Below are 16,452 nucleotides of genomic sequence, written 5' to 3' on the forward strand. Positions count from 1 at the left end.
GATTACCTCAGGATATAGATCGATCAAGAGCTTTCAGTTTACGTGCATCAATCGCCTCCCTACGATTGCCACCAGCGAATCCTCGAAACAATCTGGAGACAAGCAGATGAAAAAGCTCATCGCGGCTGCGGCCGCAGGGTTGCTGGCGCTCGCCACGGGCGCCGTGCAGGCCCAAGGTTGGCCCACCCGCCCGATCAGGATCATGGTGGGCTCCGCACCTGGCGGGGGCACCGATGCGATGGCGCGCGCGGTCGCCGACCGGCTCGGCCCCTTGCTCAAGCAGCCGGTGGTCGTCGAGAACCGGTCCGGCGTTTCCAACACGCTGGCGGCCGATGCCACGGCCAAGTCCACCGACGGCCACACGATGGTGATGGGCGTGGTCACCGCCCATGCGATCGCGCCGCACCTGCTCAAGCTCAACTACGACAGCAACCGCGACCTGGTGCCGGTGGCCTTCGTCGGCGCGGTGCCCAACGTGCTGGTGGTGAGCAACAGCGTGCCGGCCGACTCGGTGCAGGCGCTGGTCAAGCTGGCGAAGAAGGACCCGGGCAAGCTCAACTACGCCAGCAGCGGCGCGGGCAGCACCCAGCACATCGCGGCCGAGATGTTCAAGGACGCGACCGGCACCGACATCACGCATGTGCCCTACAAGGGCAGCGGCCCGGCGCTCGTCGACCTGGTCGGCGGCCAGGTGCAGCTGAGCTTCGACACCCTGCCCTCGGTGATCGGCCAGATCAGGAACGGCAAGGTCCGCGCGCTCGCCGTGACCACCGCCAGCCGCAATGCGCAGCTGCCCGACGTACCCACGCTGGCCGAAGCGGGCGTGCCGCACGTGGAGATGAGCGCCTGGTACGGCATCTACATGCCCGCTGCGACGCCGAAGGCGGTGCAGGACCGGGTGCACGACGCGGTCGGCCAGGTGCTCGCGATGCCCGAGACCCGAACCCGCCTCGACGCCGTCGGCGCCGAGATCGCGCCCATGACCCAGGCGCAGTTCGCGCAGTTCCACGCTGCCGAATACAAGCGCTTCGGCGAGGTCATCAAGAAGAACCGCATCCGCCTGGATTGACATGACGAACACCTCCTCCCTTCCCGTCGTTGCGCTCACCCTCGGCGACCCCGCCGGGATCGGCGCCGAACTGATCGCCAAGCTGCTGGCCAAGCCCGAAGCCACGGCGCTCGCCAACATCGTGCTGGTCGGCGACCGTTGGCTGTGGGACGAAGGCCAGCGCATTGCCGGCAGCTCCGTCGCCACCGACGAGGTGCATTCGCTGGCCGAGGTGCGTGGGCGCGCTGGTACGGCGTGCCCCGCATTCCTGGCCTTGCACAGCATCGATCCCGCGCTGGTGCAGCGCGGCCGGGCGGCGGCGCCGGGCGGCCGTTCGGTGCTGCAGGTGCTCGACCAGTGCATGGACGCGACGCTCGCCGGCGAAGTCGACGCGATCTGCTTCGCACCGCTCAACAAGCACGCCATGAAGCTTGGCGGCCTGCAGCACGAGGACGAACTGCACCATTTCGCGCAGCACCTGGGCGTCGCCGGCTACTTCTGCGAGTTCAACACCCTCGGCGAGCTCTGGACCTCGCGCATCTCTTCGCACGTGCCGCTGAAGGACGTGGCCGCCTACCTGAGCGTGGAGCGCATCGAACAGGCGGCCGAGCTGATCTACCGCTCGCTCCTGGCCAACGGGGTGGCGCAGCCGAAGATCGCGGTCGCGGCCTTCAATCCGCACGGCGGCGACGGCGGCCTGTGCGGGCGCGAGGAGGTCGACATCATCATCCCGGCCGTGCAGCGCCTGCAGGCCCGCGACTGGCCCACCGAGGCGCCCTTCCACGGCCCTTTCCCGGCCGACACCATCTTCCTGAAAGCCCAGGCGGGCGACTACCAGGCCGTCGTGACCATGTACCACGACCAGGGCCAGATCGCCATCAAGCTGATGGGCTTCAGCCGCGGGGTCACGGTGCAGGGCGGCTTGCCGATTCCCATCACCACGCCGGCGCATGGCACGGCCTACGACATCGCGGGCCAGGGCACGGCCAGCGTCGACGCCATGTGGCAGGCCTTCCGCATCGCGAGCCGCATGGGCGCGGCGCACCGCCTCGCCCACTGCACCCCCGCCTGAACTCCCTCCCGCACCCGAGAAGCACCATGAAGATCAAATCCGTCCGCGCCCGCGTTTTCCAGTGGAAAGGCAAGACCGTTCCGCCGCAGGGCAACTTCTGCTCCAACGCGATGGACCTGCTGTACGCGCCGCAGGAAACCATGAGCACCTTCCGCTTCCATTCGTGGACGGTGGTCGAGATCGAGACCGACGACGGCATCGTCGGCCTCGGCAACGTGGCGCTCGCGCCGGCCATCGCCAAGGCCATCATCGACCAGTACCTCGCGCCGCTGGTCGTCGGCCACGACCCCTGGGACTACGAGTACCTCTGGCAGCGCATGTACCGCGCCACCCATGCCTGGGGCCGCAAGGGCGTGACCATGGCCGCCATCTCCGCGGTCGACCTCGCCATCTGGGACATCCTGGGCAAGTCGGTGAACAAGCCGGTGTTCAAGCTGCTCGGCGGCCGCACCAAGGAAAAGATCCCCTGCTACTACTCCAAGCTCTACCGCACCGACCTGAAGGAAATGCAGGCCGAGGCGCAGAAGTTCCTCGACCAGGGCTTCACGGCCTTCAAGATGCGCTTCGGCTACGGGCCGGCCCACCTCCAGAAGGGCGTGGCGGAAAACCTCAAATCGGTCGAGGCCGTGCGCGAAGTCATCGGCTACGACAACGACCTCATGCTCGAGTGCTACATGGGATGGAACCTCGAGTACGCCAAGCGCATGTTGCCCAAGCTCGAGAAGTTCCAGCCGCGCTGGCTCGAGGAGCCGGTGATCGCCGATGACATCGACGGCTATGCCGAGCTGAACCAGCTGACCGGCATCCCGATCTCGGGCGGCGAGCACGAGTTCTCGCTGTACGGCTTCAAGCAGCTGCTGGACCGCAAGGCGGTGTCGGTCGTGCAGTACGACACCAACCGCGTCGGCGGCATCACGGCCGCGCACAAGATCAACGCGCTGTGCGAGGCCCACAGCGTGCCGGTGATCCCGCATGCGGGCCAGATGCACAACTACCACCTGACCATGAGCACGCTGGCCTCGCCGATGAGCGAGTACTTCCCCATGCACGACGTGGAAGTGGGCAACGAGCTCTTCTACTACATCTTCGACGGCGAGCCGGTGGCCGAGAACGGCTTCCTGCAGCTCGACGACCACAAGCCCGGGCTCGGTCTCACGCTGAAGACCGAGTACCTCAAGGACTTCGACATCGTCGAATGACGGCAGCGGCCATGTCGTCCTCGAGCATCCGGCCCGGCGCACGCGTGATACGCCTGCATGCCGATGACGATGTCGTGATCTCGCTGGACCAGCTGGTCTCGGGCACGCACATCGAAAGCGAAGGCATCGCCGTGGCCGGCCTGGTTCCGCCGGGACACAAGATGGCCACGCGGGCCATCGAGACGGGCAGCGCCGTGCGCCGCTACGGGCAGATCATCGGCTTTGCGAGCCAGCCGATCCGTGCGGGGCAGCACGTGCACACGCACAACCTGGCCATGGGCGACTTCGCGCGCGACCATGCCCACGGCGCCGAGGCGCGGCCGACGCCCGCCGCCGCCGAGCCGGCGAGCTTCGAGGGCATCGTGCGCGACGACGGCCGCGTCGCCACGCGCAACTACATCGGCATCCTCACCTCCGTGAACTGCTCGGCCACCGTGGCGCGCGCCATCGCCGACCATTTCCGCCGCGACATCCATCCCGAGATGCTCGCGCCCTTTCCGAACATCGATGGCGTGGTGGCGCTCACGCACGGCGCCGGCTGCGCGATCGACCCGGAAGGCGAAGGCCTCGCCATCCTGCAGCGCACGCTGGGCGGCTACGCCTGCCATCCCAATTTCGCGAGCGTGCTGGTCATCGGCCTCGGGTGCGAAACCAACCAGATCGCAAAGCTGCTCGCGACCCAGGGCCTGCAGCACGGCGAGCGCCTGCACAGCTTCACGATCCAGGACACCGGCGGCACCACGCGCACCATCGCGCACGGCATCGAGCGCATCCAGGCGATGCTGCCGCAGGCCGATGCCGTGCGCCGGAAGACCGTCCCCGCGAGCCATCTGGTGGTCGGCCTGCAGTGCGGCGGCTCCGACGGCTACTCCGGCATCTCGGCCAACCCGGTGCTCGGTGCAGCGGTCGACCTGCTGGTTGCGCAGGGCGGCACGGCCATCCTGTCGGAAACGCCGGAGATCTACGGCGCCGAACACCTGCTCACGCGGCGCGCGCAAACGCCCGAGGTCGGCCGCAAGCTGGTCGAGCGCATCCGCTGGTGGGAAGCCTACTGCGCGCGCAACGGCGCGGCGATGGACAACAACCCCTCGGCCGGCAACAAGGCCGGCGGCCTGAGCACCGTGCTGGAGAAGTCGCTGGGCGGCATCGCCAAGGCCGGCTCGACCAGCCTGGTGGACGTGTACGAATACGCGCAGCCGGTGACGGCCCGCGGCCTGGTGTTCATGGACACGCCCGGCTACGACCCGATCTCGGCCACCGGCCAGGTCGCAGGCGGCGCCAACCTGATCTGCTTCACCACCGGCCGCGGCTCGGCCTACGGCTGCGCGCCCTCGCCTTCCGTCAAGCTCGCCACCCATACCGCGCTGTGGCAGCGGCAGTCCGACGACATGGACCTCAACTGCGGCGAGGTGCTCGACGGAACGCAAAGCATCGAGGAACTCGGCGCCCGGCTGTTCCAGCTGCTGCTGGCCACCGCGTCCGGCCGGCCTTCGCGCAGCGAACGCCACGGCTACGGCCAGCAGGAATTCGTTCCCTGGCAAATCAGCGTCATCACCTGACGCAGCTCTTTTCTTCTCACGCCATGACCACCATCCAGCCTGCCCGCTACCGCGGCATCTTCCCCGTCGTGCCCACCATCTTCAGCGAAGACGGCGCGCTCGACCTCGACAGCCAGAAGCGCTGCGTCGACTTCATGATCGATGCCGGCTCCGACGGCCTGTGCATCCTGGCCAACTTCTCCGAGCAGTTCCTGCTGGCGGACGACGAACGCGAGGTGCTGACCCGCACCATCCTCGAACACGCGGCCGGGCGCGTGCCGGTGATCGTGACCACCACCCATTTCAGCACCAAGGCGTGCGCCGAGCGCAGTCGCCGTGCGCAGGAGATGGGCGCCGCGATGCTGATGGTGATGCCGCCCTATCACGGCGCCACCTTCCGCGTGCCCGAGCCGCAGATCTTCGACTTCTATGCGCGGCTGTCCGATGCGGTGGACATTCCGATCATGGTGCAGGATGCGCCGGCCGCCGGCACCGCGCTGTCGGCCGCGTTTCTCGCGAGGATGGCGCGCGAGATCGAGCACGTCGCCTATTTCAAGATCGAGACCGCGGCCGCGGCATCGAAGCTGCGCGAGCTCATCCGCCTGGGCGGCGCCGCGATCGAAGGGCCTTGGGACGGCGAAGAAGCGATCACCCTGCTGCCCGACCTCGACGCCGGCGCCACCGGCTCGATGACCGGCGGCGGCTATCCCGACGGCATCCGCCCGATCATCGAAGCGCATCGCACGGGCGATCGCGACAAGGCCTTCGCCCTCTACCAGCGCTGGCTGCCGCTGATCAACCACGAGAACCGGCAGTCGGGCTTCCTGGCTGCCAAGGCGCTGATGAAGGAAGGCGGCGTGATCGCCTGCGAGGCGCCGCGCCACCCTTGGCCCTCCATGCACCCCGAAACCCGCAAGGGGCTGATCGAGACCGCCCGGCGGCTCGATCCGCTGGTGCTGCGCTGGGCGGCCTAGCAGCACGCGCCCCTTCCCCCGCAACCCCACGAATTCATACAGGAGACACAACCATGCAACGCCTTTCCTTCCTCAAGCTCGCCCTGTGCAGCGCACTGCTCGCAACCGGCCTTGCCGCCAATGCCCAGGTCACCAGGATTCGCTTTTCCCATGCCGGCCCCGAAACCGCATCGCAGCACCAGGCTGCGCTGGAGTTCGCGCGACTGGTCAAGGAACGCAGCAAGGGACAGCTCGAAGTGCAGGTCTATCCCAGCAGCCAGTTGGGCAACGACTCGACCACGCTGGGCGCGGTGCGCGGCGGCACCATCGACATGATGATGGCCGGCAGCGGCAATTTCTCGGGCCTGGTCTCGAAGTTCGAGGTGCTGGACATCCCCTTCCTGTTCCGCGACCCAACGCATGCCTATGCCACGGTGGACGGCGACGTGGGGCAACGCCTCGCGAAGGAACTGGAGGCCCACGGCCTCAAGCAGCTCGCCTTCTGGGAAGTGGGCTTTCGTTCGATCACCACCAAGAATCGCGCAGTACGCACGCCGGAGGACGTCAAGGGACTGAAGATCCGGACCATGGGCAACCCGGTCCATATCCAGGCCTGGAAGCTGCTGGGCAGCAACCCGCTGCCGATGCCGCTGGGCGAGCTCTACCAGGCCCTGGAATCGGGCGCTGTGGATGCGCAGGAACACCCGGTGGACATCACCTATGCCGCCAAGTTCTACGAAGTGCAGAAGCACCTGACGCTGACCCGGCACGCCTTCACCGCCATGCCGGTGGTCTACAGCAAGCAGAAGTTCGACGCGCTCAAGCCCGAGCTGCAGAAGGTCTTGCTCGACAGCGCCAACGACGCCAAGCTGCTGCAGCGGAACACCAACCAGAAGAACGAGGCGGGCATCGTCGCCGACCTGCGCAAGCAGGGCATGTCGGTGATCGAGAGCTACGACCCCATGCCCTTCAAGGCCATCGTGGGCGACGTCGTGCGCAAGGCCTACGTGACCAAGAACGGGCCCGAGCTGCTGGCTGCGGTCGACGCGGTCAAGTGAGCGCCACCGCCAGGAGCTCCCGATGAAACCCGATCTGCTCACGCGCGCCGCGGAATGGCTGCTGATCGCCCTGCTCGCCGTCATGGTGGTGCTGGTGTTCGGCAACGTCGTGCTGCGCTATGCCTTCAATTCCGGCATCGTCTTTTCCGAGGAAGTGGCGCGCTTCGTCTTCATGTGGGTCACGCTGATCGGCGCGCTCGTGGTGATGAAGGACAAGGCCCACCTCGGCATGTCCAGCCTGGTCGACCGGCTGGGCGAGACCGGCCAGCGCATCTGCCGCTTCGCCTCCGACGCGCTGACGCTGGGCTGCTGCCTGCTGCTGGCGCACGGCGCCTGGAAGCAGGTGGTGATCGGCATGGGCGATCACGCGCCCGTGACCGGCGTGCCGCTGGGCCTGGTCTACCTGTGCCTGGTGGTCAGCAGCGCCGGCATGGCCCTGTTGCTGGCGCATTCGCTCTGGCGCCAGCTGGCCGGGCGCATGGCACGCGAAGAGCTGGTGCCGCAGAGCGTCAGCGCCGGCGAATGAAGAAGGACGCGACATGACGATCTCCGTCTTCCTCTTCTCCCTGCTCGGCGCCATGGCGCTGGGCACGCCCATCGCCTTCGCGCTGCTGGTGTGCGGCGTGGCGCTGATGATCCACCTCAACAGCTTCGACACGCAGATCCTGGCGCAGAACCTGCTCGAGGGCGTCAACAACTATCCGTTGATGGCGGTGCCCTTCTTCATGCTGGCCGGCGAGCTGATGAATGCCGGCGGCCTGTCGCGGCGCATCGTCGCCGTGGCCGAAGCGCTGGTGGGCCACGTGCGCGGCGGCCTGGGCTACGTCGCCATCATCGCCTGCGTGGTGGTCGCCAGCATCTCCGGCTCGGCCGTCGCCGACACGGCGGCCGTTGCCGCGCTGCTGATCCCGATGATGCGCGCCGCAGGCTACGACGTGCCGCGCGCCTCCGGCCTGATCGCCGCCGGCGGCATCATCGCGCCGGTGATTCCGCCTTCCATCGCCTTCGTGGTGTTCGGCGTGGCGGCCCAGGTGTCGATCACGAAGCTCTTCATGGCCGGCATCTTCCCGGGTCTCATGATGGCCGCCGCGCTGGCGTTCACCTGGTGGCTGTGCGCGAAGAAGGAGCCGGGCGCGGCCGCCCGGCAGTTCGACGCACGCAAGCTCGCCGCGGCAATGGCCGATGGCATCTGGGCGCTGGCCTTGCCGGGCGTGATCATCGGCGGCATGAAGTTCGGCATCTTCACGCCCACCGAAGCTGCGGTGGTGGCGGTGGTCTATGCGCTGCTGGTGGGGCGCTTCGTCTACGGCGAGCTCAGGTTCGAACGGCTGCCCGAGCTCATGCTGTCGGCGGCCAAGACCTCGAGCACGGTGATGTTCCTGGTGGCCTGCGCGCTGGTCTCGGCCTGGCTCATCACGATCGCCGACATCCCGGCGCAGGCCACGGCGATGCTCGAACCCTTCATGGGCAACAAGGTCCTGCTGATGTTCCTGATCATGATCCTGGTCATCGTGGTCGGCACGGCGCTGGACCTCATGCCCACGGTGCTGATCCTCACGCCCATCCTCATGCCGGTGATCACCAAGGCGGGGATCGATCCCGTCTACTTCGGCGTGATGTTCATCATGAACAACGCGATCGGCCTGCTCACGCCGCCGGTCGGAACAGTGCTCAACGTGGTCGCGGGCGTGGCCAGGACCCCGCTGGACGCCGTGATCAAGGGCGTCTGGCCCTTCCTGCTGGCGCAGATGGTGCTGCTGTTCCTGTTCGTCCTGTTTCCACAGCTGGTCATGGTGCCGGCCAGCTGGTTCCGCTGATTCTTTTCCGAAAGCCACGCGATGCCCGATCCCGAGATCCTGCTGCTGGTGCAGAAATGCGCCCATACCTTCAGCTTCTACAACCTGACCACGGGCCAGGCCGAGAAGCACATCGTGCTGCCGAACTTTCCGCACGAGTTCGCGGTGGACACCGTGCGCAAGCGCGCCTACGTGGGCCACTACGGCATCGAGACCGCCAGCCACCTGGGCGAGCCCGGCGGCCACTCGGTGTTCGTGATCGACCTGGAAACGCGGGAGCACGTCGCCACGCTCGACATCTGGCCCTTCCACCGCCCGCATGGGCTGACGGTGGACGCCGAGGGGCGCCTCTACGTGATGTCGGAGGCCCACAACACGCTGCTGCGCTTTTCCGATCCGGTCCATCGCCACGTCCCCGACCTGGCTGTCCCCTCGGGCGGCTACAAGACCCACCTGTTCGCACTGACGAAGGACGCGCAGACCGCGTACGCGCTCAACCTGCTGTCCAACACGGTCACCAAGATCCGGCCGCACGACCCGACCTTCACGCCTGTGGCCGTGGTGCCGGGGCCCGTGCCCGAAGGCAACGCGCTGTCGGCCGACGAGGCGCTGCTGTACGTGGCGAACCGCGGCGACGACACCCTCGTGGCCGTCGACACGGCCAGCATGAAGGTGGTGGCCTCGGGCAAGACGCGGCGCGATCCGAACCGTGTCTATCGCTGCACCGACGCCCGGGGCCGCGACGTGCTGCTGACCACCAACTCGGGCGAGCAGAGCCTGTCGGTCTTCGGCACCGACCTGAAGGAGCAGCGCTGCATCGAGCTGCCGGCCAACCCGCTGGCGCTGTCGCTGCATCCCGGTGGACGGGCCGCCTGGATCTCGTTCCAGGACCAGACGATCCGGCGCCTGAATCTGGAAAGCTTCGAATTCGAGCAGCAGATCGCCACGCTGCAGGAGCCCGATTCCTCGCACGTCTGGGTTCACTGAGGCGTCGATCTTGAAGCCTTTGCCCCTCCCGCCGGAACGCATGGCCGTCGTCGACGCGCACCACCATTTGTGGGACTTGTCGAGCGGACGCTACCCGTGGCTGCAGCAAGCGTACGACCCGCGGGCCTTCTTCCTCGGCGACTACGACGCGTTGCGCCGGGACTTCCTGCCCGCGGACTACCGTGCCGCGAGTGCCGGCGTGGAGGTGCTGGCGACGGTGCACGTGGAGGCCGAGCGCAACCGCAGCGAGCAGGTGGCCGAGACCGCCTGGCTGCACGAGTTGAACGCTGCGCACGGCTTTCCGCATGCCGTGGTCGCGCACGCCTGGCTCGACCGGCAGGACACCGAGGAGTGCCTGCTGGGACACCTGCGCCATCCGCTGGTGCGCGGCATCCGCAGCAAGCCGGTGACCTCCGCCGGACCGGAGCACAGCGTGGCGGGCCGGCCGGGCAGCATGCAGGACGAGGCCTGGCTGCGCGGCTTCTCGCTGCTGGAGAAGCACGGACTGAGCTGGGACATGCGGGTGCCGGCCTGGCACCTGCCCGAAGCGGCCGAGGTCGCGGCCATGTTTGCGCAGGTGCCGATGGTCCTGAACCACCACGGCTTTGCGTGGGACCGCAGCGAGGAAGGCCTCGCGCGGTGGCGCGGCTGGATGGAAGTCCTCGCGCGCCAGCCGAACGTGCACGTGAAGCTCTCCGAGTTCGGCCTGCGCGGCCAGCCCTGGGATTGGGATGCCAACGCGCGCATCGTGCGCGACACGCTGGCCATCTTCGGCTGGCAACGCTGCATGTTCGCCAGCAACTTCCCCGTTGCGGGCCTGCGCATCGGCTTTCCGCAACTGGTGCAGGGCGTCCGGCGCATGTTGGACGGCCTCGCACCCTATCAGCAGCAGGCCGTGATGAGCGGCAACGCGCTGCGCTTCTACCGCATCGACCTTCCACCTCCATCCGATTCGAACGCATGAACCACTTCGACAACCTGATCAACGGCGAATGGCGCGCGGGCGCCAGCTACAGCCCCAACACCAACCCCAGCAACCTGGAAGACGTGCTCGGCCACTATGCCCAGGGCGATGCCGTGCAGGTCGACGAGGCGGTGGCGGCCGCCACCGCGGCGTTCCCGGGCTGGTCCACCGGCAGCGTGCAGGCGCGCAGCGATGCGCTGGACAAGATCGGCAACGAGATTCTCGCGCGCAAGGAAGAGCTGGGCACGCTGCTGGCGCGCGAGGAGGGCAAGACCCGCGCCGAGGGCATCGGCGAGGCCACGCGCGCCGGCCACATCTTCAAGTTCTTCGCCGGCGAGTGCCTGCGCCTGTCGGGCGAGGTCCTGCCCTCGGTGCGCCCGGGCATCGGCGTGGAGATCACGCGCGAGCCGGTGGGCGTGGTGGGGCTGATCACGCCGTGGAACTTCCCCATTGCCATCCCCGCCTGGAAGATCGCCCCGGCGCTGGCCTTCGGCAACTGCGTGGTCTTGAAGCCGGCCGACCTGGTGCCCGGCTGCGCCTGGGCGCTGGCCGAGATCATCAGCCGCTCGGGCATCCCGGCGGGCGTCTTCAACCTGGTGATGGGCCGCGGCAGCGTGATCGGCAATGCGCTGGTCGACCACCCCGGCATCCACGCCATCAGCTTCACCGGCTCGGTCGGCGTGGGCCGCGGCATCGCCGTGGCGTGCGCGACCAAGGGCAAGAAGGTGCAGCTGGAGATGGGCGGCAAGAACCCGCAGGTGGTGCTGGACGACGCCGACCTGAACCAGGCGGTGGAGCTGAGCGTGCAGAGCGCCTTCTATTCCACCGGGCAGCGCTGCACGGCGTCGAGCCGGCTGATCGTGACCGAGGGCATCTACCCGAAGTTCATCGAGGCGATGAAGGCGCGCATGGCGAAGATCAAGGTCGGCGATGCGCTGGCGCAGGGCACGGACATCGGCCCCGTCTCCAGCGAGAGCCAGCTGCGCCAGGACCTGGACTACATCGAGATCGGCCAGGGCGAGGGCGCCACGCTGGCCGCGGGCGGCGATCGGCTGAAGCTGGCGACCGAGGGCTTCTACATGTCGCCGGCGCTGTTCAGCGAGTCGGTGGCGAGCATGCGCATCAACAAGGAAGAGATCTTCGGGCCGGTGGCCAGCGTGATCCGGGTGAAGAACTACGAGGAGGCGCTGGCCACGGCCAACGACACCGAGTTCGGGCTGTCGGCCGGCATCGCCACGACGAGCCTGAAGTACGCGACGCACTTCAAGCGCCACAGCCAGGCCGGGATGGTGATGGTGAACCTGCCGACGGCCGGGGTGGACTACCACGTGCCCTTCGGCGGGCGCAAGGGCTCCAGCTACGGGCCGCGCGAGCAGGGGCGGTATGCGCAGGAGTTCTTCACGGTGGTGAAGACGGCCTATACGCTGGCCTGAGGTCTTTGCTCCCTCCCCTTCGGGGAAGGGCGGGGGCGGGGGCGCCGGGCGCATCATTCGCCGTTGAGTTTGATCGAGGGCCCAATGCCCCCACCCGAATTTCCGAGTCGTTCTTCGTAACGAAGGAATCCAGCGACCATGACACAAGAGATCCTGAGCTTTCATCCCACTCGGCCGCTCGCTTTCGTCAGCCAGGACAACGACAGGCTCGGCTACTTCAACATGGAGACACTGGCCTTCGAACGCTTCATCGGGACCCAGCGCGAGCCGGACGTGTCATGCGTGGTGCTGCTGTGAGCGGCACAGCGTCCGCAACACGCGTGCTGCGCATCGAAGTCGGAGGGCAATGCAAGGGTGGTGGCCGTCGTCACGGGGGCACTCATCACGATGGACGGCGGCTCACGCCGATGGCGGTCCAGCCGGAGCTGCGCATGGCACCAACGTGCCGCCGAGGGCATCGTCGATGCCGCGGTGAAAGCGCAACACCCCGTGCTCGAGCCGGCCCAGATGAAAGTCCGCGTTGGCACCACTGGCCAGGCCGCGCTGGATCGCCACCGCGGTGGCGATGTCCTCCTGCTGAAAGACGGTCTGCTCGATGAGCTGGAAGGTCTTCTCCCAATGGGCATTCCAGTCCTCGCCGCTGCGCTCGGGCGGTATCAGCATGGTGTGTACCCAGCGGACCTGGTCCACCGCCGGCGAGAACATGCCGATCAGGCTCACGTAGTCGGGGTGCCAGATGAGGAAGGTGTTCGGGAACACGAGCTGCGTCGGCGTGGCCAGCTTGCACAGGGCATAGCGGTCACCCGGCGGCGCAAAGGCATCGAAGGCGGCTCGCCGCGCCACCAGCGAGTCCTGGTGCGGCCCCGCATGCAGGTTGACCGTGTACGCATCGGCAAAGAAGGGATAGATCGTCTCGCGATGCAGCACGCGGATGTGATAACCCTCCAGGAACGCGTCGACCGTGAGCTTCCAGTTCGCGGCGTACACCCGGTCGACTTTGCGGAACACGGTCATGCCGGGCAGGCCCATCCACTGCAGATGCGCGTCCAGCCCCTGCAGGAAGGCTGCTGCGGAGAAGGCCGCGCCGGGGGTGCGCTTGACGAAGATCAGCCCGCCCGCTTCGTCGCAAGGCAGCTCGACCAGGTTCAGCGTGGCCGGGTCGAAGCCGTCGAAGGTCTGCGCGTGCAGGCGATGCCGCAGCCGCCCATCGAGCTCGTAGGTCCACGCGTGGTACGGGCACACGAGCGCCTTGCACGGCTTGGACTTGGTTGGCTCGGGCCCGCCGGTGCCGACCAGCGCCATGCCGCGATGCCTGCACACATTGAGGAAGGCACGCGCACGGCCGTCCGCCGCGCGGGTCAGCACGATGGGGACGCCCAGGGCATCGAAGGGCAGCGCCGATTCTTTCGGAAGCTCCGAGCCGTGGGCCGCGACGATGGGCCACTGGCCGAACAGCGACGCCTGCTCTTGCTGCCAGTGCGCAGGGTCCGTGTAGCGGCGGGTGGAAACCGTTCCGATCGCTTCGCCCTCCTCTCGCGTGCCGGTGCGCCGCGCCTGGTCCAGACGCTGAACCAGATCGGCCAGCGTGGCGGGCATCGGGGTGGTGCTCGGATTGCTCATCGTGATCGCATCATTCCGGTGGAGAGTCATTCGCTGGCCCCGTGGTCGCGGGACGCCGCACAGGGTGACCCGCAAGATGGGCATCAGCTTAGTCCGAATGCATTCGAGGCGTGTTCAGGTTCCACGCCGAGGCGATTTCGGGAGCCCTGAGCGAGGGATGTTCAGGTTTGCGCGATCCGCAGCGGACGGCTTGCAGCAGCAGCGGCAAACCCCGAAGATCCCTGCATGAACTCGATCGTGAAGCCCCGCCGCAGACCTCTGCAATCGCGCGCCTGGATGACCACCGGCGCGATCCAGGATGCCTTCGTCCTGCTGCTGGTCGAGCGCGGCTACGAGAAGGTCTCGATGCGCGACATCGCAGGGGTCGCGGGCGTGGGCCTGGGGACCCTGTACCTGTACTTTCCCGGGAAGGACTCCATTGCCGCGGTCACCGTCCGCAGCTGGATGCGCAGGCAGGTCGCGCTCCTCGCGCAAGCGGCCGAGGCGCCGGCTCCACGCACGATCGAACAGACGATCCGCGCGATGGTGGCCGCACACGTGCGCGGGCTCATCGGCCATGCCGACGAATGGCGTGCGCTCTTGTTCGTCGAGCGCCGCATCTCCTCGCCCGAAAGCTATCGCGAGATCTACCGCGAGTTCGTGGGCCTGCTTCGCGATGCGCTCGTCGCGTCTTCCGACTGGCCGGCGGCGCTCGATCCGCAGCGCACGGCCTTCAACGCGTTCGCCATCATGGACGCCATCGTCGAGCAGGCCCTGCTGGTGCAGGACGCCTGCCCCGGCACCGAAGACCTGGCGAGCGACGTGGAGTGCGCGCTGGTCGGCTACATCCGGACAGCGCAAGAGAGCGCCGTGATGTCCGCACCTGCGGCACGGAGCAGACAGGCGCGAGCGGTCGTCAGCTCGTGATGCCGCGCTTGCGCGCACGATAGGCCAGCTGGGGACGCGTGACACCCAGCAAGCGCGCCGCCGCGGAGAGGTTGCCTGCGCATTGCTCGAGCGCACGGCGTATCAGCGCCTCCTCTGCTTGCCCCCATGTACCGGAGCCGTGCCGGCCCTCCGCCACAGCGGGGTTTGCAGGCGTGGCCTGCGGGGGCGAGGCGCCGGCAGCGCCAGCCAGATGGCCATCCGGTCGTACCGAGAGCACGTTCTTGTCGAGCGTCTCGCCGCTGGTGAACAGGTGCTGGACTTCGATCAGGCCGCCCTCGGGAGCGACGATCAAGGCGCGCTCGATCAGGTTCTGCAGTTCGCGGATGTTGCCGGGGTAGTCGTAGTTCAGGAGCGCCTTGACCGCGGCTTGCGTGAAACCGGCGACCTGCCGGCCATGCTTGCGGCCGTAATGCCGCAGGAAATGGCTCATCAGGAGCGGCACGTCGTCGCGCCGCTCACGCAGCGGCGGCAGGTGAATGGGAAAGACGTTGAGGCGGAAGAACAGGTCGTCGCGAAACTTGCCCTCGCGCACGGCCTGTCGCAGATCGACGTTGGTGGCCGCAATGACGCGCGTGTCGACCCGGATGCTGCGCGTGCCACCCACGCGCTCGACCTCGCCCTCCTGCAAGGTGCGCAGCAGCTTGCCCTGGGCCGCGTAGCTCAGCGTGCCGATCTCGTCCAGGAACAGCGTGCCGCCATGGGCGCGCTCGAAGCGTCCCGGCCGTGCCGCACCGGCGCCGGTGTAGGCGCCGCGCTCCACGCCGAACAGCTCGGACTCGACCAGCGTCTCCGGAATGGCGGCGCAATTCACCGCGACGAAGGGCTTGTCGCGCCGCGGGCCGATGCTGTGCAGCATGCTGGCGAACTTCTCCTTGCCGACGCCGGACTCGCCGGTAAACAGCACGGTGGCGGTGGTCGGCGCAACGCGGTGCAACAGGTGGCAGGCCGCGTTGAATGCCGATGACGCACCCACCATCGGGTCGCTTCCGCGCGGCGGCGTGGGCAACGCCGCGGCAGCCTGCGGCGGCGCACTGCCGTATTGCGACACCCCGACGAAGTCGCGCGCACGCAGGTAACGCATGTCTTCTTCCACGTCGTCCCAGCGCTCCGCGGATTTACCGATCACACGGCATTGGCTCTCGCCCATCGAGCGGCAGGCGACTTCGCGGAACACCACCAGCCGCCCGAACAGCGTGCTGACGTAGCCGGTGGCATAGCCCACCTGCATCCAGCAGGCCGGCGAGCCGCCGATGCCGTAGGCAGCGATGTGCTCGTCGTCCTCGCTCGAGTGGTGCCACAGGAATTCGCCCTCGTAGTCCGAGGTCGCGGGGTCGTAGCGCGCATGCACCAGCTCGACCTTCACCAGGCCTTCCAGGGCATGGAGGCGGGTGCCGGCCATGGCGGCCGCGGCCGGCTCGGCCTCGGGCCAGTGCTCGCGCACCAGTCGCGCATCGCGTGCGCCGCTGACGTAGCCCGCGCGCGTGAACAAGCCGCGGGCCTTCTCCTGGCCCAGGCTGTCGATGAGCTCGCGACGGAGCGACCCCAGCGCTTCGTTGTGCAACAGCACCATGCGCTGATCCTGCAGCCAGATGCGGCCGTCGCCGGGCGAGAAGAACAGGCATTCGCTGATGTCGGCAATCGTCGGGTGCTCTTCGCTGCCCACATGCGAGGCCTCGAAGCGGCTCATGGCACGCGCCACTTCGGCGCCGTCGAAACGGCCGAGCGCAGCGCCTGTGGCGCGCGCGACATCGGCCAGCGAGATCCGGTCCGGGGCGGGTGAGGCAGTGGCCTTGATCAATGGGGGTTCATCCTTTGGTGAAAGCAGTGATCGATTTTTTGATCATTTGGCAACTCCGT

Annotated in this window: 15 protein-coding genes; 13 read left to right on the forward strand and 2 right to left on the reverse strand. The window is 67.7% G+C overall.

The window, feature by feature from the left end; genetic code table 11:
- Nucleotides 1-106 precede the first annotated feature (106 nt).
- From AC3A6Y_RS26675 to AC3A6Y_RS26730, 12 genes are all read left to right on the forward strand, one after another.
- A complete protein-coding gene (locus AC3A6Y_RS26675; protein ID WP_487871258.1) occupies nucleotides 107-1,069 on the forward strand; it encodes a Bug family tripartite tricarboxylate transporter substrate binding protein in 963 nt (320 codons plus the stop codon).
- A 1-nt stretch (nucleotide 1,070) separates the two neighbouring features.
- Complete coding sequence (locus tag AC3A6Y_RS26680) at nucleotides 1,071-2,120, forward strand: 4-hydroxythreonine-4-phosphate dehydrogenase PdxA (RefSeq protein WP_487871259.1); 1,050 nt, start codon at nucleotides 1,071-1,073, stop codon at nucleotides 2,118-2,120.
- Between the two features lie 26 nt (nucleotides 2,121-2,146).
- Nucleotides 2,147-3,319 (forward strand): L-rhamnonate dehydratase, encoded by a 1,173-nt coding sequence (locus AC3A6Y_RS26685; protein WP_487871260.1) that lies wholly within the window; start codon nucleotides 2,147-2,149, stop codon nucleotides 3,317-3,319.
- Nucleotides 3,316-4,878 (forward strand): UxaA family hydrolase, encoded by a 1,563-nt coding sequence (locus AC3A6Y_RS26690; RefSeq protein ID WP_487871261.1) that lies wholly within the window; start codon nucleotides 3,316-3,318, stop codon nucleotides 4,876-4,878. Before AC3A6Y_RS26685 ends, AC3A6Y_RS26690 begins: the two co-directional genes overlap by 4 nt.
- 23 nt (nucleotides 4,879-4,901) lie before the next feature.
- A complete protein-coding gene (locus AC3A6Y_RS26695) occupies nucleotides 4,902-5,831 on the forward strand; it encodes a dihydrodipicolinate synthase family protein (RefSeq protein WP_487871262.1) in 930 nt (309 codons plus the stop codon).
- A 53-nt stretch (nucleotides 5,832-5,884) separates the two neighbouring features.
- The gene (locus AC3A6Y_RS26700; protein WP_487871263.1) at nucleotides 5,885-6,868 is read left to right on the forward strand and encodes a TRAP transporter substrate-binding protein; all 984 of its coding nucleotides are present in this window, start codon (nucleotides 5,885-5,887) and stop codon (nucleotides 6,866-6,868) included.
- Between the two features lie 22 nt (nucleotides 6,869-6,890).
- Nucleotides 6,891-7,394, forward strand: coding sequence for a TRAP transporter small permease (locus AC3A6Y_RS26705; RefSeq protein ID WP_487871264.1), 504 nt, complete (start codon nucleotides 6,891-6,893; stop codon nucleotides 7,392-7,394).
- A gap of 13 nt (nucleotides 7,395-7,407) precedes the next feature.
- Nucleotides 7,408-8,685, forward strand: a complete 1,278-nt coding sequence (locus tag AC3A6Y_RS26710; protein WP_487871265.1) for a TRAP transporter large permease — start codon at nucleotides 7,408-7,410, stop codon at nucleotides 8,683-8,685.
- 21 nt (nucleotides 8,686-8,706) lie between these two features.
- Nucleotides 8,707-9,651 (forward strand): YncE family protein, encoded by a 945-nt coding sequence (locus AC3A6Y_RS26715; protein ID WP_487871266.1) that lies wholly within the window; start codon nucleotides 8,707-8,709, stop codon nucleotides 9,649-9,651.
- A gap of 40 nt (nucleotides 9,652-9,691) precedes the next feature.
- Entirely contained in the window at nucleotides 9,692-10,615 is a 924-nt protein-coding gene (locus AC3A6Y_RS26720; protein ID WP_487871410.1) for an amidohydrolase family protein, read from the forward strand.
- Nucleotides 10,612-12,048, forward strand: coding sequence for an aldehyde dehydrogenase family protein (locus AC3A6Y_RS26725; protein WP_487871267.1), 1,437 nt, complete (start codon nucleotides 10,612-10,614; stop codon nucleotides 12,046-12,048). Before AC3A6Y_RS26720 ends, AC3A6Y_RS26725 begins: the two co-directional genes overlap by 4 nt.
- Nucleotides 12,049-12,186: 138 nt before the next feature.
- A complete protein-coding gene (locus AC3A6Y_RS26730) occupies nucleotides 12,187-12,345 on the forward strand; it encodes a hypothetical protein (RefSeq protein WP_487871268.1) in 159 nt (52 codons plus the stop codon).
- Between the two features lie 102 nt (nucleotides 12,346-12,447).
- Here the strand turns inward: AC3A6Y_RS26730 and AC3A6Y_RS26735 are convergent, their stop codons facing one another.
- The gene (locus tag AC3A6Y_RS26735; protein WP_487871269.1) at nucleotides 12,448-13,668 is read right to left on the reverse strand and encodes an aromatic ring-hydroxylating oxygenase subunit alpha; all 1,221 of its coding nucleotides are present in this window, start codon (nucleotides 13,666-13,668) and stop codon (nucleotides 12,448-12,450) included.
- A 225-nt stretch (nucleotides 13,669-13,893) separates the two neighbouring features.
- Here AC3A6Y_RS26735 and AC3A6Y_RS26740 point away from each other — a divergent pair, with 225 nt between their 5' ends.
- Nucleotides 13,894-14,574: a TetR/AcrR family transcriptional regulator gene (locus AC3A6Y_RS26740; protein WP_487871270.1), complete on the forward strand. Its 681-nt coding sequence runs from the start codon at nucleotides 13,894-13,896 to the stop codon at nucleotides 14,572-14,574.
- On the opposite strand, the gene AC3A6Y_RS26745 is transcribed toward AC3A6Y_RS26740, so the two are convergent.
- Entirely contained in the window at nucleotides 14,564-16,393 is a 1,830-nt protein-coding gene (locus AC3A6Y_RS26745; protein ID WP_487871271.1) for a sigma 54-interacting transcriptional regulator, read from the reverse strand. The two genes, AC3A6Y_RS26740 and AC3A6Y_RS26745, sit on opposite strands and share 11 nt — an antisense overlap.
- Between the last annotated feature and the right edge of the window lie 59 nt (nucleotides 16,394-16,452).

The organism is Variovorax sp. Soil_C_17, from assembly GCF_057657265.1.

Excerpts from the sequence above, each read along its gene's own strand:
- AC3A6Y_RS26675 (WP_487871258.1), top strand. The coding sequence starts at position 107 with ATGAAAAAGCTCATCGCGGCTGCGGCCGCAGGGTTGCTGGCGCTCGCC.
- AC3A6Y_RS26680 (WP_487871259.1), top strand. The coding sequence starts at position 1,071 with ATGACGAACACCTCCTCCCTTCCCGTCGTTGCGCTCACCCTCGGCGAC.
- AC3A6Y_RS26685 (WP_487871260.1), top strand. The coding sequence starts at position 2,147 with ATGAAGATCAAATCCGTCCGCGCCCGCGTTTTCCAGTGGAAAGGCAAG.
- AC3A6Y_RS26690 (WP_487871261.1), top strand. The coding sequence starts at position 3,316 with ATGACGGCAGCGGCCATGTCGTCCTCGAGCATCCGGCCCGGCGCACGC.
- AC3A6Y_RS26695 (WP_487871262.1), top strand. The coding sequence starts at position 4,902 with ATGACCACCATCCAGCCTGCCCGCTACCGCGGCATCTTCCCCGTCGTG.
- AC3A6Y_RS26700 (WP_487871263.1), top strand. The coding sequence starts at position 5,885 with ATGCAACGCCTTTCCTTCCTCAAGCTCGCCCTGTGCAGCGCACTGCTC.
- AC3A6Y_RS26705 (WP_487871264.1), top strand. The coding sequence starts at position 6,891 with ATGAAACCCGATCTGCTCACGCGCGCCGCGGAATGGCTGCTGATCGCC.
- AC3A6Y_RS26710 (WP_487871265.1), top strand. The coding sequence starts at position 7,408 with ATGACGATCTCCGTCTTCCTCTTCTCCCTGCTCGGCGCCATGGCGCTG.
- AC3A6Y_RS26715 (WP_487871266.1), top strand. The coding sequence starts at position 8,707 with ATGCCCGATCCCGAGATCCTGCTGCTGGTGCAGAAATGCGCCCATACC.
- AC3A6Y_RS26720 (WP_487871410.1), top strand. The coding sequence starts at position 9,692 with ATGGCCGTCGTCGACGCGCACCACCATTTGTGGGACTTGTCGAGCGGA.
- AC3A6Y_RS26725 (WP_487871267.1), top strand. The coding sequence starts at position 10,612 with ATGAACCACTTCGACAACCTGATCAACGGCGAATGGCGCGCGGGCGCC.
- AC3A6Y_RS26730 (WP_487871268.1), top strand. The coding sequence starts at position 12,187 with ATGACACAAGAGATCCTGAGCTTTCATCCCACTCGGCCGCTCGCTTTC.
- AC3A6Y_RS26735 (WP_487871269.1), bottom strand. The coding sequence starts at position 13,668 with ATGAGCAATCCGAGCACCACCCCGATGCCCGCCACGCTGGCCGATCTG.
- AC3A6Y_RS26740 (WP_487871270.1), top strand. The coding sequence starts at position 13,894 with ATGAACTCGATCGTGAAGCCCCGCCGCAGACCTCTGCAATCGCGCGCC.